Raw genomic sequence first — 26,064 nt, 5'->3', positions numbered from 1 at the left:
GGAGTGACGCGAAAAAGCGCGCAAAAAGGGCGCTGACCTGCACGGAAGAGCAGGTCGCGCGCCAGATGATCGAGGCGGGCCGCGTGCGCTACGCCCGGGGCGCGCAGCCCAGCACATGCGCCTTCACCAGGGCCCCGATCTGCGGGTCCCCGGCGAGGAACGCGTCGATGAGGGCCTGGTGCTCCTCCGCGTACGACTTCTGCACCGTGCCCAGCCAGCGGATCGACAGGGCCGTGAACACCTCGATGCCCAGCCCCTCCCAGGTGTGCAGCAGCACCGCGTTCCGGGCGGCCCGGACCATCTCCCGGTGGAAGCCCACCGTGTGCCGCACCTGGGCCTCGCCGTCCGCCAGCCGGTCCGCCTCGTACAGCGCCGTCACGTGCGGCTCCAGCGCCGAGCAGTCCGTGCCGAGCCGGGGGGCCGCCAGCTCCGCCGCGATCTGCTCCAGGCCGGCCCGTACCGGGTAGCTCTCCTCCAGATCGGCCGCGGTGAGGTTGCGGACCCTCACGCCCTTGTTGGGGGCCGACTCGATCAGCCGCAGCGTCTCCAGCTCGCGCAGCGCCTCGCGTACGGGCGTCTGGCTGACCTCCAGCTCGGTGGCGATGCGGCGCTCCACGATCCGCTCGCCCGGCTTCCAGCGCCCGCTGACGATCCCCTCCACGATGTGCTCGCGGATCTGTTCGCGCAGCGAGTGGACGACGGGCGGGGTCATGGGGTGCTCCTTCTGGGCAAACCGGTGGTGCCTACACCATCACGTCGGCAGGCGCGACCGGTGGTGTTTAGACAATACGGCGGCGCCCCCGCCCGGAAGAGTTCCGGACGGGGGCGCCGCTGGTGAGGCTGGTTACAGCCGGAGCGTTCAGAGGCCGAGCTCGACCTCGAACTCACCCGCCTCCAGGATCGCCTTGACCGACGTCAGGTAGCGGGCGGCGTCCGCGCCGTCCACCAGACGGTGGTCGTAGGAGAGCGAGAGGTAGGTCATGTCGCGCACCGCGATGGTCTCGCCGAGGTCCGGGTGGTCGATGACCACCGGGCGGCGGACCGTGGCGCCGATGCCCAGGATGGCCGCCTGGTTCGGCGGCACGATGACGGTGTCGAACAGCGCACCGCGCGAACCGGTGTTGCTGATGGTGAAGGTGGCGCCGGACATGTCGTCCGGGGTCAGGCCGCCGCCGCGGGCCTTGCCGGCCAGCTCGGCGGTCTTCTTGGAGATGCCGGCGATGTTCAGGTCGCCCGCACCCTTGATGACCGGGGTCATCAGACCCTTCTCGGCGTCCACGGCGATGCCGATGTTCTCCGAGTCGAAGTACGTGATGGTGCCTTCGCCCTCGTTGATCCGGGCGTTGACGACCGGGTGGGCCTTCAGCGCCTGGGCCGCCGCCTTCACGAAGAACGGCATCGGGGACAGCTTGACGCCCTCACGGGCGGCGAACGCGGCCTTCGCCTGGTTGCGCAGCTTCATCAGCTTGGTGATGTCGACCTCGACGACCGAGGTCAGCTGGGCCTGCGAGTGCAGCGCCTTCATCATGTTGTCGCCGATGACCTTGCGCATGCGGGTCATCTTGACCGTCTGACCGCGCAGCGGGGACGCCTCCAGCTTCGGCGCGGCCTTGGCGGCTGCCGGAGCGGCGGGGGCCGGAGCGGCGGCGGCGGCCTTGGCGGCCTCCGCGGCGGCGACGACGTCCTGCTTGCGGATACGGCCGCCGACGCCGGTGCCCTTGACCGAGCCCAGGTCCACGTTGTTCTCGGACGCGAGCTTGCGGACCAGCGGCGTGACGTACGCGCCGTCGTCACCGGAGGGCGCGGCCTGGGCGGGCTGCGCCGGGGCGGCCGGAGCGGCGGGGGCCGCCTGCTGGGGAGCCTCGGCCTTGGGGGCCTCCGCCTTCGGGGCCTCCTGCTTCGGCTGCTCGGCCTTGGGGGCCTCCGCCTGGGGAGCCTCCTGCTTCGGCTCCTCGGCCTTCGGCGCTTCCGCCTTCGGCGCTTCCGCCTTCGGGGCCTCGGCCTTGGGGGCCTCCTGCTTCGGGGCCGCGCCCGGGGCGCCGATGACGGCGAGCTTCGCGCCGACCTCGGCGGTCTCGTCCTCGGCGACCACGATCTCCAGCAGCACACCGGCGACCGGGGCGGGGATCTCGGTGTCGACCTTGTCCGTGGAGACCTCGAGGAGGGGCTCGTCCTCCGCGACCTCCTCGCCGACCTCCTTCAGCCAGCGGGTGACGGTGCCCTCGGTGACGCTCTCGCCGAGCGCCGGGAGGGTGACGTCGGTGCCCTCGGCGGACGAACCGCCGGTGGCCGCCTCGGCGGTCGGGGCCTCGGCCGGAGCCTCGGTCTCGGTCGACGGGGCGGTGGGCGCCTCTTCGGCGGCCGGGGCCGGGGTGGCGGCCGGCTCCGTGGACTCGGCCTGGGCCGGAGCCTCGGACTCGGCGGCGGCGCCGGAGCCGTCGTCGATGACGGCCAGCTCGGCGCCGACCTCGACGGTCTCGTCCTCGGCGACCTTGATGGACGACAGAACGCCGGACGCGGGGGCCGGGATCTCGGTGTCGACCTTGTCGGTCGAGACCTCGAGCAACGGCTCGTCGGCCTCGACGCGCTCGCCCTCGGCCTTCAGCCAACGGGTGACAGTGCCCTCGGTGACGCTCTCGCCGAGCGCCGGAAGGGTTACGGAAACCGACATGGTTTCAGTTGCTCCTTACGAAAATGCGGAAGTGGTCGGTCGTCGCGCCCGGAACCGGGGGATCAGTCGTGCGAGTGGAGGGGCTTGCCGGCCAGCGCCAGGTGAGCCTCGCCCATCGCCTCGTTCTGCGTCGGGTGGGCGTGGATGAGCTGGGCGACCTCGGACGGCAGCGCCTCCCAGTTGTAGATCAGCTGCGCTTCGCCGACCTGCTCGCCCATGCGGTCGCCCACCATGTGGACGCCGACCACGGCGCCGTCCTTGACCTGGACGAGCTTGATCTCGCCCGCGGTCTTCAGGATCTTGCTCTTGCCGTTGCCCGCGAGGTTGTACTTGAGGGCGACGACCTTGTCCGCGCCGTAGATCTCCTTGGCCTTGGCCTCGGTGATGCCCACGGAGGCGACCTCGGGGTGGCAGTACGTCACCTTCGGCACGCCGTCGTAGTCGATCGGGACGGTCTTGAGACCGGCGAGGCGCTCCGCCACCAGGATGCCCTCGGCGAAGCCGACGTGGGCGAGCTGGAGGGTCGGGACGAGGTCGCCCACGGCCGAGATCGTCGGGACGTTCGTCTGCATGTACTCGTCGACCACGACATAGCCGCGGTCCATCGCGACGCCCTGCTCCTCGTAGCCGAGGCCCTGCGAGACCGGCCCGCGGCCGATCGCGACGAGCAGCAGCTCCGCCTCGAAGGTCTTGCCGTCGGCCAGCGTCACGCGGACGCCGTCCTCGGTGTACTCGGCCTTGTCGAAGAACGTGCCGAGGTTGAACTTGATGCCGCGCTTGCGGAACGCGCGCTCCAGAAGCTTCGAGCTGTTCTCGTCCTCGACCGGGACGAGGTGCTTGAGGCCCTCGACGATGGTGACCTCGGTGCCGAAGGACTTCCACGCCGAGGCGAACTCGACGCCGATGACGCCGCCGCCCAGCACGATCGCGGACTTCGGGACGCGGTCCAGCTTCAGCGCGTGGTCCGAGGAGATGATCCGGTTGCCGTCGATCTCCAGGCCCGGCAGCGACTTCGGCACGGAGCCGGTCGCCAGGAGCACGTGGCGGCCCTCGACGCGCTGGCCGTTCACGTCCACGGAGGTGGGGGAGGAGAGCTTGCCCTCGCCCTCGATGTAGTGGACCTTGCGCGAGGCGATGAGACCCTGGAGACCCTTGTACAGGCCCGAGATCACCTCGTCCTTGTACTTGTTGACGGCCTCCATGTCGATGCCCTCGAAGGTCGCCTTCACGCCGAACTGGGCCGAGTCGCGGGCCTGGTCCGCGATCTCGCCCGCGTGCAGCAGCGCCTTCGTGGGAATGCAGCCGTTGTGCAGGCAGGTGCCGCCGACCTTGCCCTTCTCGATCAGGGCGACGTCCAGGCCCAGCTGCGCTCCGCGCAGGGCCGCGGCGTACCCGCCACTGCCACCGCCGAGGATCACTAGGTCGAAAACGGTGCTGGCGTCGTTCGCCACGTCACGTCCTCCATGCATGTGCGCCGTACGCCGGGCCCCGTCGCTGGGGTGTGACCGGCCGGTCGGCTGGTGTTCGGCCGCTTTTGTCTTCGGCCCTGTGGTGGGGGCCCTGTCCTGCCGAGAACCCATCTTCGCACTTGTCGACGGTGGGCGGGACGCGGGGCCCGGGTCCGGGAGGGACGATCATCCGTTCCGGAGGGTTACTGCTGCGTAGATACCTACGGATTCGGCCGGTGTTCGTCGAGAGCGAAACCCGGCCCTCCTCCGTCACCGTTCCTCTGCCGCTCTTCCTTGCCGCTTTCGCTCCGACAACACGTACGGCCCCGGACCTATGCCCGGGGCCGTACGCGGGGCCGTTCGCGGCGGAGGGCTCAGCCCAGGTCGCCGGCGGCGGTGCGCTCGGCCAGCCGCACCAGGGTGCGGACCGCGGAGCCGGTGCCGCCCTTGGGCGTGTAGCCGTACGGAGCGCCCTCGTGGAAGGCCGGGCCCGCGATGTCCAGGTGCGCCCAGGCGATGCCCTCGCCCACGAACTCCTTCAGGAACAGACCGGCCACCAGGCCGCCGCCCATCCGCTCGCCCATGTTGGCGATGTCGGCGGTGGGGGAGTCCATGCCCTTGCGCAGGTCGGCGGGGAGCGGCATCGGCCAGGAAGCCTCGCCGACCTCCTCGGCGATCTCGTGGATCGACGTACGGAAGGCGTCGTCGTTGGCCATGATCCCGAAGGTGCGGTTGCCGAGCGCCAGCACCATCGCGCCGGTCAGGGTCGCCACGTCGACGATCGCGTCGGGCTTCTCCTCCGAGGCGCGGGTCAGCGCGTCCGCGAGGACGAGCCGGCCCTCGGCGTCGGTGTTGAGGACCTCGACGGTCTTGCCGCTGTACATGCGCAGCACGTCACCGGGGCGGGTGGCGTTGCCGGACGGCATGTTCTCGGCGAGCGCCAGCCAGCCGGTGACGTTGACCTTCAGGCCGAGGCGGGCGGCCGCGACGACGGCGGCGAACACGGCGGCGGCGCCGCTCATGTCGCACTTCATCGTCTCGTTGTGGCCGGCCGGCTTGAGCGAGATGCCGCCCGAGTCGTAGGTGATGCCCTTGCCGACGAGGGCGAGGGTCTTCTCCGCCTTGGGGTGGGTGTAGGCGAGCTTCACCAGGCGCGGGCCGTGCGCAGAGCCCTGGCCGACGCCCAGGAGACCGCCGAAGCCGCCCTTGACGAGGGCCTTCTCGTCGAGGACCTGGACCTTGACGCCGTGCTCCTTGCCCGCGGCGGTGGCCACGGCGGCGAAGGACTCGGGGTAGAGGTCGTTGGGCGGGGTGTTGATCAGGTCGCGGGCGCGGTTGATCTCCTCGACCAGGGCGAGGGCGCGCTCGACGGCCGCCTTGTAGCCCTTGTCGCGCGGCTTCGCGCCGACCAGGGCGACCTCCGCGAGCGGCAGCTTGGGGCCCTTGTCCTTGGCCTTCGCGTCTTTCGGGGCGAGCTTGTCCTCGCCGCCCTGGTAGGCGGTGAAGGCGTACGCGCCGAGCAGCGCGCCCTCGGCCACGGCCGCGGCGTCCTCGACGGAGCCGGCGGGCAGCGCGAAGCCGGCCTTCTTGGAACCGGCCAGCGCGCGGGCGGCGACGCCCGCTGCGCGGCGCAGCGCCTCCGCGTCGTACGCGTCCTCCTTGTCCGGGACCGGACCGAGCCCGACCGCGATGACGACCGGCGCCTTGAGGCCGGACGGCGCGGGCAGCTTGGTCAGTTCGCCCTCTGCACCCACGGCCCCCAGGGTCGCGAGAACGGTGGCGAGCTTTCCGTCGAACGCCTTGTCCACGGCCTCGGCGCCGGGCGCGAGGACCAGGTTCCCCGACGCGGACGCGGCGCCCTTCGCGACGCCGACGACGAGTGCGTCGGCGCGCAGCGTCGCCGCACCGGCAGTGCTGAGAGTGAGAGCAGTCACGGTGGTGAAATCTCGCTTCCGTTGAGTTCCAGTTCGGTCGAGGGGTGGGCCGACCGTGCCCGGCGCATCGTAGACGCCTCCGCGACGCGCCAGGAACGAGCCTACGCGCGCCGTACGCCGGGGGTTACGGCGGCGGGCCGTTCCCCGTCCGGCGGGGCGGCCGTTCCCGTTGGGCGGGGCGGCCGGTACCGGCGGTTCCGGGCGTACGGAGGCTGATCCCGCAGGCGTACGCACGTGGTCGGGCGCCCGGCCACGCTGCGGCCGGGGCCGAAGTGGCGGCGGCACGGCCACGCCGGTCGGCGCGCGCCCGCACGGGAGGTCAGGGCCCGAGTGCCAGCGCCACCAGGGCCGCCGTCGCCGCCGTCTCCGCCAGCCCGCCGAACACGTCCCCGGTCACCCCGCCGAACCGCCGCACACAGTGCCGCAGCAGGAGTTCGGCGGCGGCCAGGGCGCCCAGCACCGCCAGCCCGTGGTGCAGCGCCCCGTACGGGCCGAACACCGCGCCCGCCGCCGCGCACAGCCCCGCCGTCACCACGGCCGCGAGCACCGCCCGCCCCACCGGGACCGTGGCCGCCACCACCGCGCCGAGCCCCTCCGGCCGGGCCGCCGGGACCCCCTGACGGGACGCCAGGGTCAGCGCCAGACGGGCGGCGACCGCCGCGACGACGGCCCCGAGCGCACCGTGCGCCCAGCCCTCCCCGTACAGCTCGAAGAGGACCGCGACCTGGGCCAGCAGGACCAGGAGCAGCGTGATGACACCGAACGGCCCAATGTCGGACTGCTTCATGATCCGCAGCGCGTCCCCGGCCGGTTTCCCGCTGCCGAGGCCGTCCGCCGTGTCGGCCAGGCCGTCCAGATGCAGCCCCCGGGTGAGGGCGGCGGGCGCGGCGACGGAGGCGACGGCCGCGAGCAGCGGCCCCGAGCCCAGCAGCAGGAGGAGCGAGCCGAGCGCGGCGGCGAGCAGGCCCACGACGAGCCCCGCGAGCGGGGCGCGGAGCATGCCGGCCCGGGCGGTCGCGCGGTCCCAGCGGGTCACGCGGACGGGCAGCACGGTCAGGGTGCCGAAGGCGAAACGCAGCCCGTGGCTGTTCAGGGAGGTCACCGCGGGCAGGCTAGCCGCTCCCGCCCACCGATAGATTGGCGTGAAACGGACAGACCGTGACAAAAGGTCGAATGTCGGGAGCGGGTGGCATGGGCAACTGGTGGCACACCAACATCGCCGAACCGGGCAAGCTCCCCCTGCTCCTCGCGCTGGCCGCCTTCGTCCTGACCTTCGCGATCACCCGCACGATCACCCGGATGATCCGCGCCGGGAAGGGCCCGTTCCGCAACATCACCCCGGGCGGGATCCACATCCACCACGTGGTGCCCGGAGTCGTGCTGACGGTGATCGGGGGCTTCGGCGCGGTGGCGGCGGGCCGGCACGGGGTGGCCGCCGGGGTCTTCGCGGTGATCTTCGGGATCGGGGCCGGTCTGGTGCTGGACGAGTTCGCGCTCATCCTGCACCTGGACGACGTGTACTGGACCGAGGAGGGCCGCCAGAGCGTGGAGGTCGTCGTGCTGACGGCCTCGCTCGTCCTGCTGGTCCTGGCGGGGTTCTCACCGCTCGGGGTCGACGACGTCACCGACGAGGAGCAGCAGAGCCGGATCGGCGTCATCACGTCGTACGCGGTCAACTTCTGCTTCGTCCTGATCGCGCTGTTCAAGGGCAAGACCCGGATGGCGGTGCTCGGCACCCTGGTCCCGTTCGTCGCGCTGATCGGCGCGCTCCGCCTGGCCCGCCCCACCTCGCTCTGGGCCAGGCGCTTCTACCGCGACCGCCATCGCGCCCGCTCCAAGGCGGTGCTGCGGGCCTACCACCACGACGTGCGCTGGGCCGGGCCGCGCCGCAGGTTCCAGGACCTCATCGGCGGGACCCCGGACCGGAATCCGCCGCCGCCCGCCCGCACGCCCTGACCCCGGTCCTCCCGCCGCCGCCCGAGCCACTCCCGTACGCCGCACACCACCAGCACCACGGCGATGGCCGCCAGATGCTCGCGGCCCGCCAGGTTGTCCTTGACGAGGACCTCCACCACCATCGCGACGATCACGAGCGCCCCGGTGAACCAGGCCCGGTAGCCGTGGCAGACGTACACCGCGAGCCCCACCACCGCCGCCGAGGGGCCCGTGTCCACCACCTGCGCGTCCGAGGCGGGCAGCCCGAGGAACGCGTCCGGACCGAGCGCGATGCCGATCCGGGCGTACAACGTCCCCGCCAGCGTCGCCGCGAACGCGACGGCGAGCGTGCGCCACCGCCCCAGGCACAGCTCCGCGAGGCCGAACACCAGCAGGATCTGCGCCAGCGCACCCCACACCGGCAGATCGAGCGCCGGCACGAACAGCGACAGCGGGGTACGCAGCAGAGCGAGCCACACCGGGTCCTCGGCCCGGACCGCACCCAGGTTCTGCACGGGGCCGTAGCCCCACGCCTGGTTCTGGATCAGCTGGACGAGCGCCGTCAGCGTCACCGCGGTCAGCGTCAGCGCGAGCGCCCGCACCCCGTGTTCGGACAGTCCGGTGCGTACGGCGGTGACGAGCGGGCCCCACTCCCGCCGCGCGGCCCGGCGCAGCGCCGGAAGCCGTTCGGCACGTCTCCCGCCGGACAAGCGGCTCCCGCCGGACAAGCGGCTTCTGCCGGACAAGCGTCTCCCGCCGGACAAGCGGCTTCTGCCGGACAACATGAAACGGCCCCCGGATCGGTCGGTGCTCGGCGTCAGCGCTGGAGCGACTCGATTCGAGAAGACGGGCCGGAGCGCGGCGAAGTTGAGCGGCGTCGGAGTGATCCCGATCTCGCCGCGCGGCCACCGCGCCTCGGGCCGCGTCGGGCCTCGTCAGGTCGCGTCGAAAACCGTCGCCCCGTCGGCCGACCACTCCGCCGTGTCCTCGGCGTCCTCGGCGGCCTCCGGCGTACGCTCCGGCAGCTCGGCCGCGAGCGCGGCCGCCGCCTGCACCAGGGGCAGGGCCAGCAGCGCGCCCGCCCCCTCGCCCACCGTGACGCCGTGGTCCAGCAGCGGGGTCAGCGCCATCCGGTCCAGCGCCTTCGTCTGCGCGGGCTCCCCGCTGACCTGCCCGGCCAGCCACCAGTCCGGGGCCCGGAACGCCGCCCGCTGCGCCACCAGCGCACAGGCCGCCGCGACGACCCCGTCCAGGATCACCGGCATCCGGCGCACCGCCGACTGGAGCAGGAACCCCGTCATCGCGGCCAGATCGGCCCCGCCCACCGTGGCCAGCAGCTCCAACTGGTCGCCCAGCACCGGCCGGGCCCGGCGCAGCGCGTCCCGGATCGCGGCGCACTTGCGCATCCAGGCCAGATCGTCGATGCCCGCACCGCCGCGCCCGGTCACCACGGAGGCGTCCGTACCGCACAGGGCCGCCACGAGGGTCGCCGCGGCCGTGGTCCCACCGACGCTCAGGTCGCCCAGGACCACCAGATCGGTGCCGGAGTCGGCCTCCTCGTCGGCGATCGCCATGCCCAGGCGGACGGCCCGCTCGGCCTCGTCGGCGCTGAGCGCGTCCTCGACGTCGATGCGCCCCGTGCCCCGCCGCACCCGGTGGCGTACGACGGACTCCGGCAGCAGCTCGGGGTCGCAGTCGAGGCCGGCGTCCACCACCCGCAGCGGCACCGAGAAGCGCCGGGCCAGCACCGCCGCCGGGCTCGCCCCGTCCAGGACGGCCCGCACCAGCTCATGGGCGCTGCCCGCCGCCCGCCCGGAGACGCCCAGCTCCGCCACCCCGTGGTCACCGGCGAAGAGCACCAGGCGCGGCTGCTCGACGGCCTTGACCGGTACGGACTGCTGCGCGGCGCTCAGCCACTCGCCCAGCTCGTCGAGCCGGCCCAGCGCCCCCGGGGGGACGGTCAGCCGCTCCCGCCGTTCCTCGGCGTCGCGCCGCACACCCCCGTCGGGGCGTTCGATCAGGTCGGAGAAGTCGTCCAGGTTCACGGAGGTCTGCCTCGCGGGTCGTCACGTCGGTTTCCGGTCCCAGAACCCGGCGGCGGGTCCCTGCCGGGAACAGTACCGCTCGGCCCGCAGGAGCCGGGATCCCGCGTACTGACGCCCCCTCACCCCCGTAACACCGCTACGGCCGTCCGCCAGTCCCTGCCGCCACTCGGCCACGACCGCCCGCCCCTCACCCCCGCTACGACCGTCCGCCCGTCCCTGCCGCCACTTGGCCACGACTGCCCGCCCCGCTCACCCCGCCACGACCGCCCGCCCTCTCACCCCCGCAGCACCACCGCCTGCCCCGCCACCACCAGCAGGACCTCTTCGCACTCGGCCGCCACCGCCGCGTTCAGCCGCCCCAGCTCGTCCCGGAACCGCCGCCCGGCCGAAGTCGCCGGGACCACCCCCGCGCCCACCTCGTTGGTCACCAGCACCACCTGACGCCGGGTCGCGCGCACCGCGGCCACCAGCTCCGCGACCCGCGCCCGCAACGCCTCCTGGCCCCCGTCCCGCCACCGCGCGTCGTCCCAGGCGTCCACCCGGTCCATCGCGTCGGTCAGCCACAGCGACAGGCAGTCGACCAGCAGCGGCGGCCCGTCCGCGCCCAGGAGCCCCGCGACCTCACAGGTCTCCTCGGTCCGCCACGCGCCCGGCCTGCGCTCCCGGTGCAGCCCCACCCGCGCCGCCCACTCCGGGTCCCCGTCGCGCCGCCCGCCGGTCGCCACGTACACGACCTCCGGGAACGCCTCCAGCCGCCGTTCCGCCTCCAGCGACTTCCCCGACCGCGCGCCGCCCGTCACCAGCACCCGGCGCGGCACGTCCGGCACCGCGTGGAACTCGCCCACCACCAGCGTCGTCCCGTCCGGCACCGCCCGCGCCCCGGCCGCCGCGAGCCGCCGGTCCAGGGCCGCACCCGGCGGGGCGTCGTGGTCCAGATGGACCGCGATCACCTCGGTGGCCGGGCCGACCGCGCCGGCCGCCCGCAGCCGCGCCACCGCGTCGGGCCGCCCCACCACATCGCAGACGACCATGTCCAACGGCCGCTCCGCCCGTCCGTCGAGCCCGGCGGGCGCGGCCCCCGGCGGCAGGTACAGCAGCCGTTCGCCGTCCGGGGCGCTCACCTCGTAACCGGTCCCCGGCGCGTCCATCGGCACCGCCCGCACCCGGTGCCCGCTGATCAGCGTCAACACCTGACCGTCCGGCACCCGCCCGGCCGGGGGCAGTGCGGCGGGCAGTTCGACGGCGGGCCCGTCGTGCGGGTGGGTCAGCAGCACCTGGCGCACCGCGCCCAGCGAACGCCCCGCGCGGGCGGCCGCGAACACCGCTCCCGGGGTCAGGTCGAGCAGCAGCGCGTCGTCCACCAGCAGGGCGGTCGCGGCCCGCGCCCACGGGCCGCGGGCGCTCGCGCAGGCCGCGCAGGGGCAGGAGGGGCGGGGCAGCCCCTCGGGGGCTCCGGTGCCGAGCAGAGTCAGTTCCACACCTTGATCCTCCCGTGTCCCCGCTGTGGGTGCGCGCCCGGCTACGCTTCGGGCAGCAACGTGACCCAGGAGGCGGACATGGCGTGGACGTGGCGGTTCGAGAAGTCCGACGGTACGGAGACGGAGCCGGCGCTGCAGCCGGAGGAGTTCACCACTCAGGGCGACGCGGAGTCCTGGATCGGTGAGTACTGGAAGGAGCTCCTGGAGGGCGGCGCCGCACAGGTGACGCTCTTCGAGGACGGGACGAAGATCTACGGCCCGATGAGCCTTCAGGCGGACGGCGCCTGACGCTCGGGCGGCACAGATGGGGGCGGTACGGGGTTCCCGTACCGCCCCCATCTGTGCCGCGTCCGGGTCCGCCGGGTCAGATCTCCCCGAGCGTGACCTCGGCCGTCCTGCTGTCGCCGTCCCGGGTGTACGTCACGGTCACCTTCTGGCCCGGCTTGTCGCCCGCCAGGGCCTCGGAGAGCGAGGTGATGGTGGTGACCGGGGTGTCGCCGATCTTCGTGACGATGTCCCCGGCCCGCAGCCCCGCCCCGGCCGCGGCCCCGCCCCGCTCCACGCTGACCAGCGCGACCCCGGCCGGCCGGTAGGAGTCGTCGACGACCGTACGGCCGGTGATGTTCAGAGCGGCCCGGCCCGAGTCGGTGACCCGGCCGTCCTTGATGATCTGGTCCGCGACCGTCCTGACCATCGAGACGGGGATCGCGAAGCCGATGCCGGGCGCGGCGCTGTCGCCCATCTGCGGGTCGGTCGCCGCGAGCGTGGGGATGCCGATCACCCGGCTGTCGAGGTCGACCAGCGCCCCGCCGCTGTTGCCCGGGTTGATCGCGGCGGAGGTCTGCACCATGTTGGCGATCGTCGCGCCGGTCCCGCCGCCGGCCCGGGTCTCGCTGACGGTCCGGCCGAGCGCCGAGACGATGCCCTGGGTGACGCTGCTGGACAGGCCCAGCGGCGAGCCCATCGCCATCACGATCTGCCCGACCTCGACGTCGTCCGCGTCGCCGAACTTCGCGGGCTTCAGCGCGTCCGGCACCTCGTCGAGCTTGATGACGGCGAGGTCCTGCTCCGGGTAGGAGGAGACCAGTGAGGCGTTCAGCACCGCCTCCCCGGTGGCCACGCTGACCTTGAACTTCTTCTCGTCGCCGACGACGTGGGCGTTGGTGACGATATGGCCCTTGTCGTCGTAGACGACCCCGGAACCGAGGCTGTCCGAGGCGTCGATCTGCACCACCGAGGGCAGGACGTCGTTGATGACCGCCTGGTAGGCGCGCTCCAGGTCGTTGGTGGCGCGGGTCGCGGAGCCCTGGGCCGTACCCGAGGCGCTGGCCTCGGGCGCGGGGGCGGCCGCCGGGGTCGCGCCGGAACAGCCGGCCGCCAGGGCGAGCGCACAGGCGCCGGCGGCCAGGGACGGCAGCAGACGGCGGACCCGGCCGCGGGGCTGACGGAGGGCGGGGCGGCGGGGCTGACGGAAGGCAGGGCGGGAGGGGGAGCGGCGGGAGGCGGAGCGGCGGGAGGGGGAAGCGTCCATATCCGGAGTCTGGTGCCCCCGCCCTTTCGGGTGCCCGCACTGATGGGCTGAACGAGGGTCGCACCCGGTGTGCGTGCTGCCGGCGGAGCCACCGTACCTACGGGCGTACGGCTGCTAGCCGCGCACCCCGCACAGATGCAGCAGTGCCGCTATGCCCCGGTACGGGTCGGTGCGTCCCGCCCGGTCCTCCAGGGCCAGCACCCGCTCCAGCTCGGCGGCGGGCAGCTCGACGCCGTCGCCCACGCCGTCCGTGAAGACCCGCACCCCGTACCAGGCGTGCAGCGGGGCGGCGATCCCGGCCAGCGTGGACCGCAGCGCGTCGAGCCGGTCGGCCCGGACCGTGAGGCCGAGGTGATCGGTGTACGTGGGGGTGTCGAAGGCCGCCAGGGCCGCGCCGAAGTCACCGGCGAGCCCGGGGCGCATCGCGAGCGCGTCCGCGTTCCGTACGAGCAGCGAGAGCAGGCCGCCCGGCGCCAGCATCCGGGCCAGGCCGGCGAGCATCGGGTCGGGCTCCGCCACGTACATCAGGACGCCGTGGCAGAGCACCACGTCGAAGCTGCCGGGCAGGAAGTGCACCCCGGTGTCCCGGCCGTCGCCCTCGATCAGCCGGAACCGGTCGCGGATGCCCTCGGGCTCGGTCGCCAGGCTCTCGCGGGCGGCCCGGAGCAGCTCGGCGTCCGACTCCAGGCCGGTCACCGAGTGCCCGGCCCGCGCCAGTCGCAGGGCCTGGGCCCCCCGGCCCATGCCGACGTCCAGGACGCGCAGCCGCTGCCCGACCGGGAACCGCCCGGCTATCTGCTCGTCCAGCTGCCGGGCGACGAGCTCCTGGCGGACCGTGTCGCGTACGCCGTCGAGGCTCGCCGGAGAGATCCCGGCGGAGCCGGAGGTCTCCGTGCTCAGGGCCGCTCTCCGCGCTTGACCTGGGGCTTCGGGAGCCGCAGACGACGCATCTGGAGGGTGCGCATCAGACCGTAGGCGACGGCGCCGCGCTTGGGGGTGTCCGGGAAGCGCTCCCGCAGCTGCTTCTTCAGCCGGATCGAGATGCCGATCGAGTCGATCACGATCAGGGTGATCACACCCATCCAGAGCAGCAGCACGACGCTCTGGATGTTCTGCACCTGGATCACGCTGAGGATCAGGATGACCACGGCGAGCGGCAGGAACCACTCGGCGATGCAGAAGCGCGAGTCCACGAAGTCACGGACGAAGCGCCGCACCGGGCCCTTGTCGCGGACCGGGAGATAGCGCTCGTCGCCCGAGGCCAGCGCCTCGCGCTGCCGCGCCAGATCGGCTCGGCGCGCCTCGCGCTGGCGCTTCGTGGCCGCCTTGCGGTCGACCGGCGTGGTCGAGGCGCGACGGCGCTGCGTCTGGGCCTCACTGCGCTTGGGGGTGGGGCGACCCTTGGGAGCCTGCGGGTCGCGGGGCTGCTTGGAGAGGTCCGCCGTCACCTTGGCGGTGGGGACCTTCTCTTCCTTGGCACGGCTACGGAACACAAAACCCAAGGGTACGGGGTCGGCGGACGGGCGCGGGGACCGCCCGGGCACGATCCCGCAACGGACCGCGTCCGGAAAAGCAGCCCGACAGGGGCAGAACGGACGTTTGCCTCCGGTTTCCCCGGCCGCCACCCCCTGTCCCTGACCGCCTTCTACTCCCTGGGCGGGAGCGGTCACGGGGCGCAGTCGTCCTTGCGGAGGAGCACATCGCGCCTCGAACAGTGCGGTAATAGAGACAGGGCCCGTACTGTGGGTTCTATCGGGAGTGCTGGAGCTCAGTCCGTCAGAAGGGGGCGCGCGAAGCCCATGAGCGGTGTCATGAAGCGTATGGGGATGCTTTTCCGCGCGAAGGCAAACAAGGCCCTGGACCGGGCCGAGGATCCGCGCGAGACCCTGGATTACTCGTACCAGAAGCAGCTGGAGCTGCTTCAGAAGGTGCGCCGCGGCGTCGCCGACGTCGCGACGTCCCGCAAGCGGCTGGAGTTGCAGCTGAACCAGTTGCAGGGCCAGTCGTCCAAGCTGGAGGACCAGGGCCGCAAGGCGCTGGCGCTGGGCCGCGAGGACCTGGCCCGCGAGGCGCTGTCCCGGCGCGCCGCCCTCCAGCAGCAGGTCACCGACCTGGAGACGCAGCACACCACGCTCCAGGGCGAGGAGGAGAAGCTCACCCTGGCGGCCCAGCGGCTCCAGGCCAAGGTCGACGCCTTCCGCACGAAGAAGGAGACCATCAAGGCGACCTACACGGCGGCCCAGGCGCAGACCCGGATCGGCGAGGCGTTCTCCGGCATCTCCGAGGAGATGGGCGACGTGGGCCTCGCGATCCAGCGGGCCGAGGACAAGACGCAGCAGCTCCAGGCGCGGGCCGGCGCCATCGACGAGCTGCTCGCCTCCGGCGCCCTGGACGACCCGACCGGCACGGCGAAGGACGACATCGCCGCCGAGCTGGACCGGATCTCCGGCGGCAGCGACGTGGAGCTGGAGCTGCAACGTATGAAGGCCGAGCTGGCCGGCGGCTCCTCGTCCTCGCAGCAGGCGATCGAGGGCGGCACGCAGGACGGCACACCGCAGTCGCAGCAGTCCCCGCACAAGTTCGACAAGCAGTGAGGGCGGCGTCATGATCGTACGGATCATGGGGGAGGGCCAGGTCAAGCTGGCCGACAGTCACTTCGCCGAGCTGAACGAGCTGGACGACGTCCTGCTCAAGGAGATGGACAGCGGGGACGGCCCCGGCTTCCGCACCACGCTCCACGCGCTGCTGGACAAGGTGCGCGAGCTCGGCACTCCGCTGCCGGACGACTCCCTGGAGCCGTCCGAGCTGATCCTCCCCGCGCCCGGCGCGACCCTTGAGGAAGTGCGCGCCATGCTCGGCGACGACGGCCTCATCCCCAGCTGAAGCACCACGCCGCAGCACCCCGCGTCCGGGCGGCCCCGCCGACCCGGGCGGGGCCGCCCGCTCCACCCCGCACCCGGACGCCTGTGCCCCGCGCCCCGGTCCGCCGGCGCGGGGCACGGTGCTGTCGCTGTCCGCGCGCCGGCGAGGGGCGGTGCCCCCTCCGCCGTGCGGTTCCGCGGCCGTACGGGCACCCGGCGTGGACTGATCCGGGCACACGCGGAGACGGATACGGGCACCCGTCTGGGACGGGTGCGAGTACCCGCGGAGACGGGCGCGAGCACCCGCGGAGACGGATACGGGCACCCGGCGGAGACGGATCCGTACGCGACACGCCGTACCGTTGCTCGATGTGACCACCCTCCCCTCCGGGTTCGCGCGGGCCCGTCGCTGGCTTCGGGACCACCCCCTCGCGTTCGACGCGGCCCTCGCGTTCTGCGTGCTGATCGCGATGATCAGCGGTTCGTTCGCCGACCCGGGCACGGGCCACGGGCCGAAGTTCGGGACCCGCACCCCCGAGCTCCTCAGCGTGCTGTTCATGGTGCTCGCGGCCGCGGCGCTCGTCCTGCGGCGGCGTCGGCCCAGGGCGGTGCTCGCGGCGACCGGTGTCCTCGCGGCGGCCGAATACGTCCTGATGGATCCGCCGGCCCCGGTCGTGATGAGCGCCGTCATCGCCCTCTACACCGTCGCCTCGCGCACCGACCGTCCCACCACCTGGCGGGTCGGCCTGCTGACCATGGGGGTGCTGACCGTGGCCGCGATGGTCTTCGGCTCGACCCCCTGGTACAGCCAGGAGAACCTGGGCGTCTTCGCCTGGACCGGGATGGCGTCCGCCGCCGGTGACGCCGTACGGAGCAGGCGCGCGTTCGTCGACGCCATCCGGGAGCGCGCCGAGCGGGCCGAGCGCACCCGGGAGGAGGAGGCCGGCCGCCGCGTCGCGGAGGAGCGGCTGCGGATCGCCCGGGACCTCCACGACGTCGTCGCCCACCACATCGCCCTGGTCAACGTCCAGGCCGGGGTCGCCGCCCACGTCATGGACAAGCGCCCCGACCAGGCCAAGGAAGCGCTCGCCCACGTACGCGACGCCAGCCGCTCCGCGCTCAACGAACTCCGCGTCACCGTAGGGCTGTTGCGTCAGTCCGGCGACCCCGAGGCCCCCACCGAACCGGCCCCCGGCCTCGCGGTCCTCGACGAGCTGGTGAACACCTTCCGCAACGCCGGGCTCCCCGTCGAGGTGGCCGGCGCCGACCGGGGCCCCGGCCTGCCCGCCGCCGTCGACCTGGCCGCGTACCGGGTCATCCAGGAGGCCCTGACCAACGTACGCAAACACGCCGGGGCCGGAGCCAGGGCCGAGGTGAGCGTCGTACGGGTCGGAGCCACCGCCGAGATCACGGTGCTGGACAACGGCCTCGGGAGCACGGTCCGCCGCCCGGGCTCCGAGGGCGGCGGCACCGCCCCCGACAGCGCCGGCACGGCTCCCGAGGGCGGCGGCCACGGTCTCCTCGGCATGCGGGAGCGGGTCACCGCCCTGGGCGGAGCGCTCACGGCGGGGCCTCGCTACGGAGGCGGGTTCCGGGTCCATGCGATCCTGCCCATCGAGGCCCGCACGGGTGAACCGGAACCGCCCGGCCCGGCGGCCACGACGGGGGAGCGCCGATGACACAGCCTGTGACAACCTCCGAGCCGCCCATCAAGGTGCTGCTCGCCGACGACCAGGCGCTCCTGCGCAGCGCCTTCCGGGTGCTGGTGGACTCCGAGCCCGACATGGAGGTCGTCGGCGAGGCGGCGGACGGGGCCGAGGCGGTGGAGCAGGCCCGGGCGACCGGCGCGGACGTGGTGCTGATGGACATCCGGATGCCGGGCACGGACGGGCTCGCCGCCACCCGCCTGATCAGCGCCGACCCGGAACTGGCCGCCGTGCGGGTGGTCATGCTCACCACCTTCGAGGTCGACGAGTACGTGGTCCAGGCCCTGCGCGCCGGAGCCTCCGGGTTCCTCGGCAAGGGCGCGGAGCCGGAGGAGCTGCTCAACGCCATCCGGATCGCGGCGGCGGGCGAGGCGCTGCTCTCCCCGGCGGCGACCAAGGGGCTCATCGCCACCTTCCTGGCCCAGGGCGGCAGTTCGGGGGAGGGCCCGGACAGCGCGGAGTACGCCGAGCGGCTGGCCGCGCTCACCGTGCGCGAGCGGGAGGTGCTCGTGCTGGTGGCGGGCGGCCACTCCAACGACCGGATCGCGGAACGGCTCCAGGTCAGCCCGCTCACCGTGAAGACCCATGTGAACCGGGCGATGGCGAAGGTGGCGGCCCGGGACCGTGCCCAACTGGTGGTCATCGCCTACGAATCGGGCCTGGTGCGTCCTCGCGCGGAGTGACGGCGGGCGGCGAGGACTGCGCCGGTTGGAGAAACGGCGTACTCCACCTGCGGTATGCGGGGCGTAAGAAAGCAGCCCGGGGACCGACGTCCCGGCGGGCCGGGTCGGAGATCGTATGAACGGGCGGGACGAGAGTCCCCGCAGGGGCTTCCTTCCATCCTTCCCGCCCGGCCTCCGTCTCGTACGCCACAGAAGAGAGACCCACCCATGTCCTGGCTGTCCAGATTCAGCCTCGCGCAACGGGCCCTGATCGGGCTGATCTCGATCGTCGCGCTCGTCTTCGGCGCGATCGCGATCCCGCAGCTCAAGCAACAGCTGCTGCCCACCATCGAACTCCCGATGGTCTCGGTGCTGGCCCCCTACCCGGGTGCGTCCCCCGATGTGGTGGAGAAGCAGGTCGTCGAGCCGCTGGAGAACTCCCTCAAGGCCGTCAACGGCGTCGAGGGCATCACCTCGACCGCCAGCGAGGGCAACGCCCTCATCATGGCGACCTTCGACTTCGGGGACGAGGGCACCAAGCAGCTCGTCGCCGACATCCAGCAGGCGGTGAACCGGGCCCGCGCCCAACTGCCCGGCACCGTCGACCCGCAGGTCATCGCCGGTTCCACCGACGACATGCCGACCGTGGTCCTCGCCGTCACCTCCGACAAGGACCAGCAGGCCCTGGCCGCCCAGCTGGACCGCACGGTCGTCCCCGCCCTCCAGGACATCGAGGGCGTCGGCCAGGTCACGGTGGACGGGGTGCGCGAGCTCCAGGTCTCCGTCGTGCCCGACGACAGGAAGCTCGCCGCGGCCGGCCTGAACGCGGGCGCGCTGTCCCAGGCCCTCCAGGCGGGCGGCGCGACCCTGCCGGCCGGCTCCTTCTCCGAGGGCGGCAAGAACCGCACCATCCAGGTCGGCGGCGGCTACACCTCGCTGCGGCAGATCGAGGACCTCCAGGTCGTCCCGCAGGGCCCGGCGGGCGGCGACGGCGGCGGCAAGGCCGAGCCGGTACGCGTCGGGGACGTCGCCCAGGTGAAGCAGGAGCCGTCCACCGCGGTCTCCATCACCCGTACGAACGGCAGGCCGAGCCTCGCCGTGATGGCCACCATGGACAAGGACGGCAGCGCCGTCGCCATCTCGGACGCGGTCAAGGACAAGCTGCCCGAGCTCCGCGAGGACCTCGGCGCGGGCGCGGAGCTGACCGTCGTCTCCGACCAGGGCCCCGCCGTCTCCAAGGCGATCTCCGGCCTCACCACCGAGGGCGCGCTCGGCCTGCTCTTCGCGGTCCTCGTGATCCTGGTCTTCCTCGCCTCGATCCGCTCGACCCTGGTCACCGCGGTCTCCATCCCGCTCTCGATCGTTCTCGCGCTGCTCGTGCTCTGGTCCCGCGACCTGTCGCTGAACATGCTCACGCTCGGCGCGCTGACCATCGCGATCGGCCGGGTCGTCGACGACTCGATCGTGGTCCTGGAGAACATCAAGAGGCACCTCGGCTACGGCGAGGAGCGCCACGCGGCGATCATCACCGCGGTCAGGGAGGTGGCCGGAGCGGTCACCTCCGCCACCCTCACCACCGTCGCCGTCTTCCTGCCCATCGGCCTGGTCGGCGGGATGGTCGGCCAGCTGTTCGGCTCGTTCTCCCTCACCGTCACGGCGGCGCTGCTGGCCTCGCTGCTGGTCTCGCTCACGGTGGTGCCCGTCCTGTCGTACTGGTTCCTGCGCCCGCCCAAGGGCACCCCCGAGGACGCGGCCGAAGCCCGCCGCATCGCCGAGGAGAAGGAGGCGGCCAGCAGGCTCCAGCGCCTGTACGTCCCCGTACTGCGCTTCGCGACCCGCCGCCGGATCACCAGCCTGGTCATCGCCGCCGCCGTGCTCATCGGCACCTTCGGCATGCTCCCGCTGCTCAAGACCAACTTCTTCGACGCGGGCGAGCAGGAAGTCCTCACCGTCAAGCAGGAACTGGCCCCCGGCACCAGCCTCCAGGCCGCCGACGAGGCCGCCCGCAAGGTCGAGCGGGTCCTCACCGACGACAAGGGCGTCAAGGACTACCAGGTCACCGTCGGCTCCTCCGGCTTCATGGCGGCCTTCGGCGGCGGTACGGGCTCCAACCAGGCGTCCTACCAGGTGACGCTGAAGGACGCGGCGGACTACGAGGACGCCCAGGACCGTATCGACGAGGCCCTCGGCAAGCTCGACGGCATCGGGGACACCACCATCGCCGCGGGCGACGGCTTCGGCTCCCAGGACCTGAGCGTCGTCGTCAAGGCGTCCGACCCGGACGTCCTGAAGAAGGCGGCCGACGCGGTCCGCGCCGAGGTCGCCACGATCGAGGACGTCACCGACGTCCAGAGCGACCTGTCGCAGAGCGTCCCGCGCATCTCCGTCACGGCCAACGACAAGGCGGCCGCCGCCGGATTCGACTCCGCCACCCTGGGCGCGGTCGTCGGCGGAGCCGTACGCGGCACCCCGTCCGGCACCGCGACGCTGGACGACACCGAGCGCGACATCGTCATCCGCTCCGCCCGCCCGGCCGCCACGATGGCCGAGCTGAAGGCCCTGCCGCTCGGCCCGGTGAAGCTCGGCGACATCGCCACGGTGGAGCTGGTCCCCGGCCCGGTCTCCATGACCCGCATCGACGGCCAGCGGGCGGCGACGATCACCGCCAAGCCCATCGGCGACAACACCGGCGCGGTCGGCACCACGCTCGCCACGAAGATCAACGCCCTGGACCTCCCCGAAGGCGCCACCGCCACCATCGGCGGCGTCACCGAGGACCAGAACGAAGCCTTCATGCAGCTCGGCCTGGCCATGCTGGCGGCCATCGCGATCGTCTTCATGCTGCTGGTGGCCACCTTCCGGTCGCTTGTCCAGCCGCTGATCCTGCTGGTCTCGGTCCCGTTCGCCGCGACCGGGGCCATCGGCCTCCTGCTCGTCACGGGCACCCCGCTGGGCGTCCCCGCGATGATCGGCCTGCTGATGCTCATCGGCATCGTGGTCACCAACGCCATCGTGCTGATCGACCTGATCAACCAGTACCGCGCCCAGGGCCTGGGCATCGTCGAAGCCGTGATCGAGGGCGGCCGCCACCGCTTCCGCCCGATCCTGATGACGGCCCTGGCCACCATCTTCGCCCTGCTCCCGATGGCGCTCGGCGTCACCGGCGACGGCGGCTTCATCTCGCAGCCGCTGGGCGTCGTGGTGATCGGCGGCCTGATCAGCTCCACGCTGCTCACCCTGCTGCTCGTACCGACGCTGTACGCGATGGTCGAGCTGCGCAAGGAGCGCCGAGCCGAGAAGAAGGCGGCCAAGCGCGCGGCGAAGGCGGCCGTCCCGGCGCAGGCCGAGCCGGCGGAGACGAAGGAGACGCAGCCCTCGGGCGTGTAGCCGACACGGTCGTACGACACAGGGGCCTGTCCCACGCGGGTGCGTGGGGCGGGCCCCTTCGGGGGTGAGGGAGCGAACGGGAGCCTTCGTCGTTTCGTCGAGCGGTCCGAACCCGCCCATCGCTCCACGCGGTCTTGACCGCCACGACCGACCTGAGGGAGCGTCACCGAGAGACTCCGCAACTGGCTCGGCGTTGGAGGGAAGCATGGCTTTGGAGTTCTTCGGGAAAGACCCGGACTCGCCCAACGGCGGCTCGCCCACGGTGTGGGTGGAGGACGAGACGGCCGAGATCCTCGTCCAGAGCTGGCTCCCGGACCCGGATACGTACGCGAGGATCAACGAGACCGAGTGGGTGCCGGGCCACCCCAAGGGCGTGCCCGACCATGAGGCCGTGATACGCATCCCCGCCCGGATGGTCCCGATCTTGAGGAAGGCGTGCGATGCCGCAGAACGTGCCGGACTTCACCGCCCTGCTGAGGAGCGCTGAGCGCTCGGCCGTTCACCTGGAGACGCGTGACTCGTACATGGCCGACCCGCTGTTCGACGTATGGCGGGAAGGCCGCGACGTCGAACTGCCCGATGAATACCGTCAGTGGCAGGACCTGGTGCGGGAGACAACGGCCCGTGGCGTGACGCTGCGCCGGGTCCGGGTCGTATCGGAGCCGGTGACCGACTACATCCGATGGGAGCACTCCCTGACCGCACGCCACAACATCGCGGCCGGCGAGAGCGTGCGCTGGCTGCCCCGGCGGCTTTCCTCCGACCTCGCGCTGCCCGGTAACGACCTCTGGCTGATCGACGACGAGCGGGTGCTCTTCCACTGGTTCACCGGCGACGGTGAGTGGGCCGGGCATGAGTTCAACGAAGACCCCGCCACGGTGAAGATGGTCGTCACCTCGATCGAAGCCCTGTGGGACCGTGCCATCCCTCACCAGGAGTTCGTGGTCTAGATCCGCCCTCGCGCCTCCACCGGACAGCCGGCATGTCTTCGACCCCCTCATCAAGCGTCGTCGAGGCGCGGAAGGCTCTCGCTCGCCGCCTGGCCGACATCCGCAAGGACGCCGGCCTCACGGGAGAGGAACTGTCCCTCCGGTGCGAATGGGACGCCGCGAAGACGAGCCGCATCCAGAGCGCGAAGAAGGCTCCTTCCGAGTCCGACATCAGAGCCTGGTGCACGGCGTGCGGAGCGGGTGAACAGATCCCTGACCTGATCGCCGCCGCGCGTGCGGTGCGGTCGATGTACACCGAGTGGCGGCAGATGGAGGGCAACGGGCTCCGGGCTGCTCAGGAATCCGTTGCGGGCCTCTACGAGCGCACCCGCCTGTTTCGCGTCTACTCCAGTCGCGTACTGCCCGGCATGGTTCAGACCGCCGAGTACACCGCTGCCGTGCTGCGCTCGATCCAGCGTGAGCGCGTCGCCGTCGACGACGTGGACGACGCGGTGCGGGCCCGAATGGAGCGCCGGGACGCCCTTCTCTCCGGCCGGCACCGGTTCGGCCTGCTGGTCGAGGAATACGTGCTGCGTGCCGCCGTGTGCGACCGCCGCGCCATGGCCGCCCAACTCGACCAGCTGATCGCGATCGGGTCCAAGCCGTTCGTCAGCCTCGGCATCATCCCCCTCGGCGTCGGCCGCGCTCACTTGCCGGCCGAGGACTTCTACCTGTTCGACGAGGCCGAGGTGGCCGTCGAGTTGACGTCCGGCTACCTCCGCATCACACAGCCCCGGGAGATCGCCGACTACGCCCGCGCCTTCACCGCCATGGCGAACACGGCCGTCCACGGCGCGCGGGCCCGCACTCTGATCCGGTCCGCGATCGACGCACTCGGGTGAAGGCCCGCAAGAAGTCGCAACTTCGTTGGAGGCACGTCCCCTCCCTGCCTAGCGTGTTGAGGGCCGGAGAAGCCACCGAATTCCGCCTGCCGGAGAACCGGCCCTGAGCGGATACGCCGCCGAGCACCATCCGAAAGACCGGCGACATCACTCGAAAGACTGTCGAGAGGAGCACCACCATGAGCATCACCACCATCGAACGCCGCGAGCTCGGCCGCTTCCTTGCCGTGGCCGGGCGACAGTTCGCGGGCGGCGGGGGCCCCGCCGAGATGTTCTCCCGAGCCGTGGACTCCGCGTGGCACCGGATGATCGGAACCCCCGAGTACGCCGCCTTCAGCTCCGAGCACGCCGGAACCGTGCTGGGGCACCGTGAGATGAACGGCTCCGGTCCGATCGGCTGGGTGGCCGCATACGAGGAGGCGTACGGTCAGTTGCCCGCAATCTGGTTCACCGGCGCAGACGGCGTTCTCGACGAGAGCGCCCTTGCCCGGTACGAGGCGACAGGCAAGGTCGTGGCCGAGTGGGACTGCGGCCCGACCACCGGGGACGGCGACGAGGCCGCGCCGGGCAGCCGGTGACCCTCCCGCGAATCGACGGAGCGTCCCGGCCCACCGCTGGGGCGCTTCGCCTCGTCGAGGCCAGTACGGTGAGGCCGAGGTCCATCGACATCACCGGATATGTGCAGCGGATGGCGGCTCACTGCCCTTATCTGTCTCCCTCCATCGAGCTGGGAGGGACCACCTGGACCGTCTACCGCGCCAACGGCAGCGCGGACGCCGTGGAAGCCGAACTGTTCTACGCCGGTGCGCGGGCCGCCGAGCGGCTGCGGCCTCTGATCCACCGACCGCACGGGTCTCTGCGGTGCGAGAACGTCGTCATCCTGGGTGAGATCCCCGGCGTCCGGCACCGCGACCTGATGGCGTGGCCCCACTGGACCCTCAAGAACCTGTACGGGCCCCTCGGGATCATGTTCGGCAAGTTCTACGCGGGCGAGGAGGAGGACACGCGGGCCGGCGAGCCCATCCCCGTCGCCCCGGTCTCGTTCCTCCCCGTGAGAGCCGCGATCCGCCGGCGCGATCCGCAGTTCCTCCGTGCGACGCCCGACCTGGCCGCCGCGCTCTCGGTGGCTGACGACGACGGCCGCGATGTCTTCGACCAACTCCCTGACGAATGGCAGGAGATCCGCACATGGGCGAAGCGCCTCCACCTCCCGCTGAAGCCGTCAGCCTCCTCGAGCACCACGTCGGCGAGCCCGTCACGGCCCGGCTCGTGAGCGACCGGCGCGGCTCGCGGGCCTGGAAGATCGCGGGCCCCCACGGTGTCGTCGCGTTGAAGGCGAACAACCCCGACGACGACACTGCGCGCGACAAGGCCGCAGAGGTGGCCCAGGAGGACGAACACCTCGTCCGCCTCACCGACACGGGTGTGCTCTCCCGCTGCTACCGGGTGGACGCCGGAACCTGGGAGGGCGGGAGGTGGCTCGCTGTGAGGTGGATCGACGGCATCCCCGTGTGGCGCGCCTTCGCCGCCGCGCGCGGCCCCGAAGGCGGCCACCCCTCCGTGCGCCCCTGGATTCTGGGCATCGCCCGGACGTGGGCCGAGCGGCTGGCACAGTTGCACGCCGCCGGGTGGGCCCACGCGGACGTCCAGCCCAGCAACACGCTGATCACGAAGGCCGGTGCCGCAGCGGTCGTCGACTACGCGCTTGCCTGTGGCCCCGACGACCGGCCCCGTCTTCCCTACCGGGGGGCGCTCACACACACCACCGCCCCTGAGATCGCGGATGCCCTTCTCTCCACCGCCGCCGACACCCACATCCAGGTGGAGCCGTCGGCCGACGTCTGGGGACTGGGCGCGTCACTGTTCTGGTGCTGGACCGGACACCGGCCTGTCGCCTACGAGGGCGACACCCCGCGCGAGGACAAGCTCAAGGCCATCGCGAAGGCCGCCACCTCCCCACTCGACGACGTCCGCCCATGGGCGTTCCCCACGTTCGAGAGGGTGATCCGCGTGTGTCTGGCCCCGGAGCCGGGCGACCGGCCGCGCGCCGCCGACCTGGCCGCCCTCCTCGCCAGCTCATGATCGCGCTCCGGCCCCTCACCGCCGCCGATGCCCCGGCCATCAGCCGCGTCTACGGCGGGGCCGCCACCACGTTCCTGGGGCGCTCCGCGATGACCGCTCGGGAGGCTGAGGAGTACGTGGTGCGCGTGGGTGAGAGGACTCCGGCAGACCCGGTCGAGCAGTACGTCTTCGGCCTGGACGTCGCCGGGGACCTGGCCGGCGTCGTCAAGCTCGGCCGTCGACGCGACGGTCACGGCCGGGTGAGCTACGTCCTGCGCGAGGATTGCTGGGGCCGGGGTTACGCGACGACGGCCGTCGAGAAACTCGTCGCCTTCGCCTTCACCACGGCCGGCCTCGACTCCCTCGGAGCCAGACACCACCCCGACAATCGCGCCTCGGGGAGGGTCCTCGCCAAGGCGGGCTTCACGCGGGTCGGAGCCCGGAACGGGATGATCGAGTACCGCCTGCTGCCCGGCCGGAGAGCGCCGACCCACGGCCGGTGAAGCGCCGACCG

At 72.5% G+C, this 26,064-nt stretch carries 25 protein-coding genes; 14 read left to right on the top strand and 11 right to left on the bottom strand.

Translation table 11 applies throughout. The features are described 5' to 3' along the window. Window positions 1-88: 88 nt before the first annotated feature. The 5 genes from ACLJPL_RS00830 to ACLJPL_RS00810 all read right to left on the bottom strand — a co-directional run bounded on the left by ACLJPL_RS00830 (window position 89) and on the right by ACLJPL_RS00810 (window position 7,155). Window positions 89-712 (bottom strand): GntR family transcriptional regulator, encoded by a 624-nt coding sequence (locus ACLJPL_RS00830; protein ID WP_411078681.1) that lies wholly within the window; start codon window positions 710-712, stop codon window positions 89-91. Window positions 713-859: 147 nt separating this feature from the next. Beyond that, on the bottom strand, window positions 860-2,671 hold the full coding sequence (sucB, locus tag ACLJPL_RS00825; RefSeq protein WP_411078680.1) for a 2-oxoglutarate dehydrogenase, E2 component, dihydrolipoamide succinyltransferase: 1,812 nt from the start codon (window positions 2,669-2,671) through the stop codon (window positions 860-862). 62 nt (window positions 2,672-2,733) lie between these two features. Further along, entirely contained in the window at window positions 2,734-4,122 is a 1,389-nt protein-coding gene (lpdA, locus tag ACLJPL_RS00820) for a dihydrolipoyl dehydrogenase (RefSeq protein ID WP_411078679.1), read from the bottom strand. Window positions 4,123-4,493: 371 nt separating this feature from the next. Then, window positions 4,494-6,053, bottom strand: a complete 1,560-nt coding sequence (locus ACLJPL_RS00815; RefSeq protein ID WP_411078678.1) for a leucyl aminopeptidase — start codon at window positions 6,051-6,053, stop codon at window positions 4,494-4,496. A gap of 319 nt (window positions 6,054-6,372) precedes the next feature. After that, the gene (locus ACLJPL_RS00810) at window positions 6,373-7,155 is read right to left on the bottom strand and encodes an adenosylcobinamide-GDP ribazoletransferase (protein WP_411078677.1); all 783 of its coding nucleotides are present in this window, start codon (window positions 7,153-7,155) and stop codon (window positions 6,373-6,375) included. Window positions 7,156-7,244: 89 nt separating this feature from the next. Between ACLJPL_RS00810 and ACLJPL_RS00805 the strand changes: the two genes are divergently transcribed. Beyond that, window positions 7,245-8,009 (top strand): hypothetical protein, encoded by a 765-nt coding sequence (locus ACLJPL_RS00805; RefSeq protein ID WP_411079423.1) that lies wholly within the window; start codon window positions 7,245-7,247, stop codon window positions 8,007-8,009. Here ACLJPL_RS00805 and ACLJPL_RS00800 read toward each other — a convergent pair. The 3 genes from ACLJPL_RS00800 to ACLJPL_RS00790 all read right to left on the bottom strand — a co-directional run bounded on the left by ACLJPL_RS00800 (window position 7,907) and on the right by ACLJPL_RS00790 (window position 11,511). After that, window positions 7,907-8,590, bottom strand: a complete 684-nt coding sequence (locus ACLJPL_RS00800; RefSeq protein WP_411079422.1) for a hypothetical protein — start codon at window positions 8,588-8,590, stop codon at window positions 7,907-7,909. The genes ACLJPL_RS00805 and ACLJPL_RS00800 overlap by 103 nt on opposite strands. Window positions 8,591-8,923: 333 nt before the next feature. Further along, entirely contained in the window at window positions 8,924-10,033 is a 1,110-nt protein-coding gene (gene cobT, locus ACLJPL_RS00795) for a nicotinate-nucleotide--dimethylbenzimidazole phosphoribosyltransferase (RefSeq protein WP_411078676.1), read from the bottom strand. 275 nt (window positions 10,034-10,308) lie between these two features. After that, window positions 10,309-11,511: a bifunctional adenosylcobinamide kinase/adenosylcobinamide-phosphate guanylyltransferase gene (locus tag ACLJPL_RS00790; RefSeq protein ID WP_411078675.1), complete on the bottom strand. Its 1,203-nt coding sequence runs from the start codon at window positions 11,509-11,511 to the stop codon at window positions 10,309-10,311. 78 nt (window positions 11,512-11,589) lie between these two features. Between ACLJPL_RS00790 and ACLJPL_RS00785 the strand changes: the two genes are divergently transcribed. Continuing rightward, window positions 11,590-11,799, top strand: a complete 210-nt coding sequence (locus ACLJPL_RS00785) for a hypothetical protein (RefSeq protein ID WP_411078674.1) — start codon at window positions 11,590-11,592, stop codon at window positions 11,797-11,799. A 76-nt stretch (window positions 11,800-11,875) separates the two neighbouring features. Here ACLJPL_RS00785 and ACLJPL_RS00780 read toward each other — a convergent pair whose 3' ends face one another. From ACLJPL_RS00780 to ACLJPL_RS00770, 3 genes are all read right to left on the bottom strand, one after another. Next, on the bottom strand, window positions 11,876-13,042 hold the full coding sequence (locus tag ACLJPL_RS00780) for a S1C family serine protease (protein WP_411078673.1): 1,167 nt from the start codon (window positions 13,040-13,042) through the stop codon (window positions 11,876-11,878). Between the two features lie 114 nt (window positions 13,043-13,156). Next, the gene (locus ACLJPL_RS00775) at window positions 13,157-13,849 is read right to left on the bottom strand and encodes a methyltransferase domain-containing protein (RefSeq protein ID WP_411079421.1); all 693 of its coding nucleotides are present in this window, start codon (window positions 13,847-13,849) and stop codon (window positions 13,157-13,159) included. Between the two features lie 89 nt (window positions 13,850-13,938). After that, window positions 13,939-14,535: a DUF3043 domain-containing protein gene (locus tag ACLJPL_RS00770; protein ID WP_411078672.1), complete on the bottom strand. Its 597-nt coding sequence runs from the start codon at window positions 14,533-14,535 to the stop codon at window positions 13,939-13,941. A gap of 318 nt (window positions 14,536-14,853) precedes the next feature. Between ACLJPL_RS00770 and ACLJPL_RS00765 the strand changes: the two genes are divergently transcribed. From ACLJPL_RS00765 to ACLJPL_RS00710, 12 genes are all read left to right on the top strand, one after another. Beyond that, window positions 14,854-15,636, top strand: a complete 783-nt coding sequence (locus tag ACLJPL_RS00765; protein ID WP_411078671.1) for a PspA/IM30 family protein — start codon at window positions 14,854-14,856, stop codon at window positions 15,634-15,636. 10 nt (window positions 15,637-15,646) lie between these two features. Next, the gene (gene pspAA / locus ACLJPL_RS00760; protein ID WP_411078670.1) at window positions 15,647-15,925 is read left to right on the top strand and encodes a PspA-associated protein PspAA; all 279 of its coding nucleotides are present in this window, start codon (window positions 15,647-15,649) and stop codon (window positions 15,923-15,925) included. A 349-nt stretch (window positions 15,926-16,274) separates the two neighbouring features. After that, window positions 16,275-17,582 carry a sensor histidine kinase gene (locus ACLJPL_RS00755; RefSeq protein WP_411078669.1) on the top strand — a complete coding sequence of 436 codons (1,308 nt, stop codon included), beginning with the start codon at window positions 16,275-16,277 and terminating at the stop codon, window positions 17,580-17,582. Next, window positions 17,579-18,292: a response regulator gene (locus tag ACLJPL_RS00750; RefSeq protein WP_411078668.1), complete on the top strand. Its 714-nt coding sequence runs from the start codon at window positions 17,579-17,581 to the stop codon at window positions 18,290-18,292. The genes ACLJPL_RS00755 and ACLJPL_RS00750 overlap by 4 nt, the downstream gene beginning before the upstream one ends. A 207-nt stretch (window positions 18,293-18,499) precedes the next feature. Further along, on the top strand, window positions 18,500-21,658 hold the full coding sequence (locus ACLJPL_RS00745) for an efflux RND transporter permease subunit (RefSeq protein WP_411078667.1): 3,159 nt from the start codon (window positions 18,500-18,502) through the stop codon (window positions 21,656-21,658). A 205-nt stretch (window positions 21,659-21,863) separates the two neighbouring features. Continuing rightward, the gene (locus ACLJPL_RS00740) at window positions 21,864-22,145 is read left to right on the top strand and encodes a hypothetical protein (RefSeq protein WP_411078666.1); all 282 of its coding nucleotides are present in this window, start codon (window positions 21,864-21,866) and stop codon (window positions 22,143-22,145) included. Further along, complete coding sequence (locus ACLJPL_RS00735) at window positions 22,099-22,608, top strand: DUF6879 family protein (RefSeq protein ID WP_411078665.1); 510 nt, start codon at window positions 22,099-22,101, stop codon at window positions 22,606-22,608. The genes ACLJPL_RS00740 and ACLJPL_RS00735 overlap by 47 nt, the downstream gene beginning before the upstream one ends. Before the next feature lie 32 nt (window positions 22,609-22,640). Continuing rightward, window positions 22,641-23,489 (top strand): Scr1 family TA system antitoxin-like transcriptional regulator, encoded by an 849-nt coding sequence (locus ACLJPL_RS00730; protein ID WP_411078664.1) that lies wholly within the window; start codon window positions 22,641-22,643, stop codon window positions 23,487-23,489. Window positions 23,490-23,668: 179 nt separating this feature from the next. Then, the gene (locus ACLJPL_RS00725; RefSeq protein WP_411078663.1) at window positions 23,669-24,067 is read left to right on the top strand and encodes a hypothetical protein; all 399 of its coding nucleotides are present in this window, start codon (window positions 23,669-23,671) and stop codon (window positions 24,065-24,067) included. A 68-nt stretch (window positions 24,068-24,135) separates the two neighbouring features. After that, window positions 24,136-24,762 (top strand): hypothetical protein, encoded by a 627-nt coding sequence (locus ACLJPL_RS00720; RefSeq protein WP_411078662.1) that lies wholly within the window; start codon window positions 24,136-24,138, stop codon window positions 24,760-24,762. Next, the gene (locus tag ACLJPL_RS00715; protein ID WP_411078661.1) at window positions 24,678-25,571 is read left to right on the top strand and encodes a protein kinase domain-containing protein; all 894 of its coding nucleotides are present in this window, start codon (window positions 24,678-24,680) and stop codon (window positions 25,569-25,571) included. The genes ACLJPL_RS00720 and ACLJPL_RS00715 overlap by 85 nt, the downstream gene beginning before the upstream one ends. Beyond that, a complete protein-coding gene (locus ACLJPL_RS00710; protein ID WP_411078660.1) occupies window positions 25,568-26,053 on the top strand; it encodes a GNAT family N-acetyltransferase in 486 nt (161 codons plus the stop codon). The genes ACLJPL_RS00715 and ACLJPL_RS00710 overlap by 4 nt, the downstream gene beginning before the upstream one ends. Window positions 26,054-26,064: the final 11 nt, after the last annotated feature.

It is taken from the genome of Streptomyces sp. cmx-18-6 (genome assembly GCF_046548915.1).
GTDB lineage: Bacteria > Actinomycetota > Actinomycetes > Streptomycetales > Streptomycetaceae > Streptomyces.
Note: the sequence above shows the minus strand (reverse complement) of the source record. Positions and strands in the feature narration are given on the sequence as shown.

What these genes read in the sequence shown, in the direction of transcription:
- ACLJPL_RS00830 (WP_411078681.1), bottom strand. Translation starts at nt 712, where the DNA reads ATGACCCCGCCCGTCGTCCACTCGCTGCGCGAACAGATCCGCGAGCAC.
- sucB (WP_411078680.1), bottom strand. Translation starts at nt 2,671, where the DNA reads ATGTCGGTTTCCGTAACCCTTCCGGCGCTCGGCGAGAGCGTCACCGAG.
- ACLJPL_RS00805 (WP_411079423.1), top strand. Translation starts at nt 7,245, where the DNA reads ATGGGCAACTGGTGGCACACCAACATCGCCGAACCGGGCAAGCTCCCC.
- ACLJPL_RS00785 (WP_411078674.1), top strand. Translation starts at nt 11,590, where the DNA reads ATGGCGTGGACGTGGCGGTTCGAGAAGTCCGACGGTACGGAGACGGAG.
- ACLJPL_RS00780 (WP_411078673.1), bottom strand. Translation starts at nt 13,042, where the DNA reads ATGGACGCTTCCCCCTCCCGCCGCTCCGCCTCCCGCCGCTCCCCCTCC.
- ACLJPL_RS00765 (WP_411078671.1), top strand. Translation starts at nt 14,854, where the DNA reads ATGAAGCGTATGGGGATGCTTTTCCGCGCGAAGGCAAACAAGGCCCTG.
- pspAA (WP_411078670.1), top strand. Translation starts at nt 15,647, where the DNA reads ATGATCGTACGGATCATGGGGGAGGGCCAGGTCAAGCTGGCCGACAGT.
- ACLJPL_RS00750 (WP_411078668.1), top strand. Translation starts at nt 17,579, where the DNA reads ATGACACAGCCTGTGACAACCTCCGAGCCGCCCATCAAGGTGCTGCTC.
- ACLJPL_RS00745 (WP_411078667.1), top strand. Translation starts at nt 18,500, where the DNA reads ATGTCCTGGCTGTCCAGATTCAGCCTCGCGCAACGGGCCCTGATCGGG.
- ACLJPL_RS00740 (WP_411078666.1), top strand. Translation starts at nt 21,864, where the DNA reads ATGGCTTTGGAGTTCTTCGGGAAAGACCCGGACTCGCCCAACGGCGGC.
- ACLJPL_RS00735 (WP_411078665.1), top strand. Translation starts at nt 22,099, where the DNA reads ATGCCGCAGAACGTGCCGGACTTCACCGCCCTGCTGAGGAGCGCTGAG.
- ACLJPL_RS00730 (WP_411078664.1), top strand. Translation starts at nt 22,641, where the DNA reads ATGTCTTCGACCCCCTCATCAAGCGTCGTCGAGGCGCGGAAGGCTCTC.
- ACLJPL_RS00725 (WP_411078663.1), top strand. Translation starts at nt 23,669, where the DNA reads ATGAGCATCACCACCATCGAACGCCGCGAGCTCGGCCGCTTCCTTGCC.
- ACLJPL_RS00715 (WP_411078661.1), top strand. Translation starts at nt 24,678, where the DNA reads ATGGGCGAAGCGCCTCCACCTCCCGCTGAAGCCGTCAGCCTCCTCGAG.
- ACLJPL_RS00710 (WP_411078660.1), top strand. Translation starts at nt 25,568, where the DNA reads ATGATCGCGCTCCGGCCCCTCACCGCCGCCGATGCCCCGGCCATCAGC.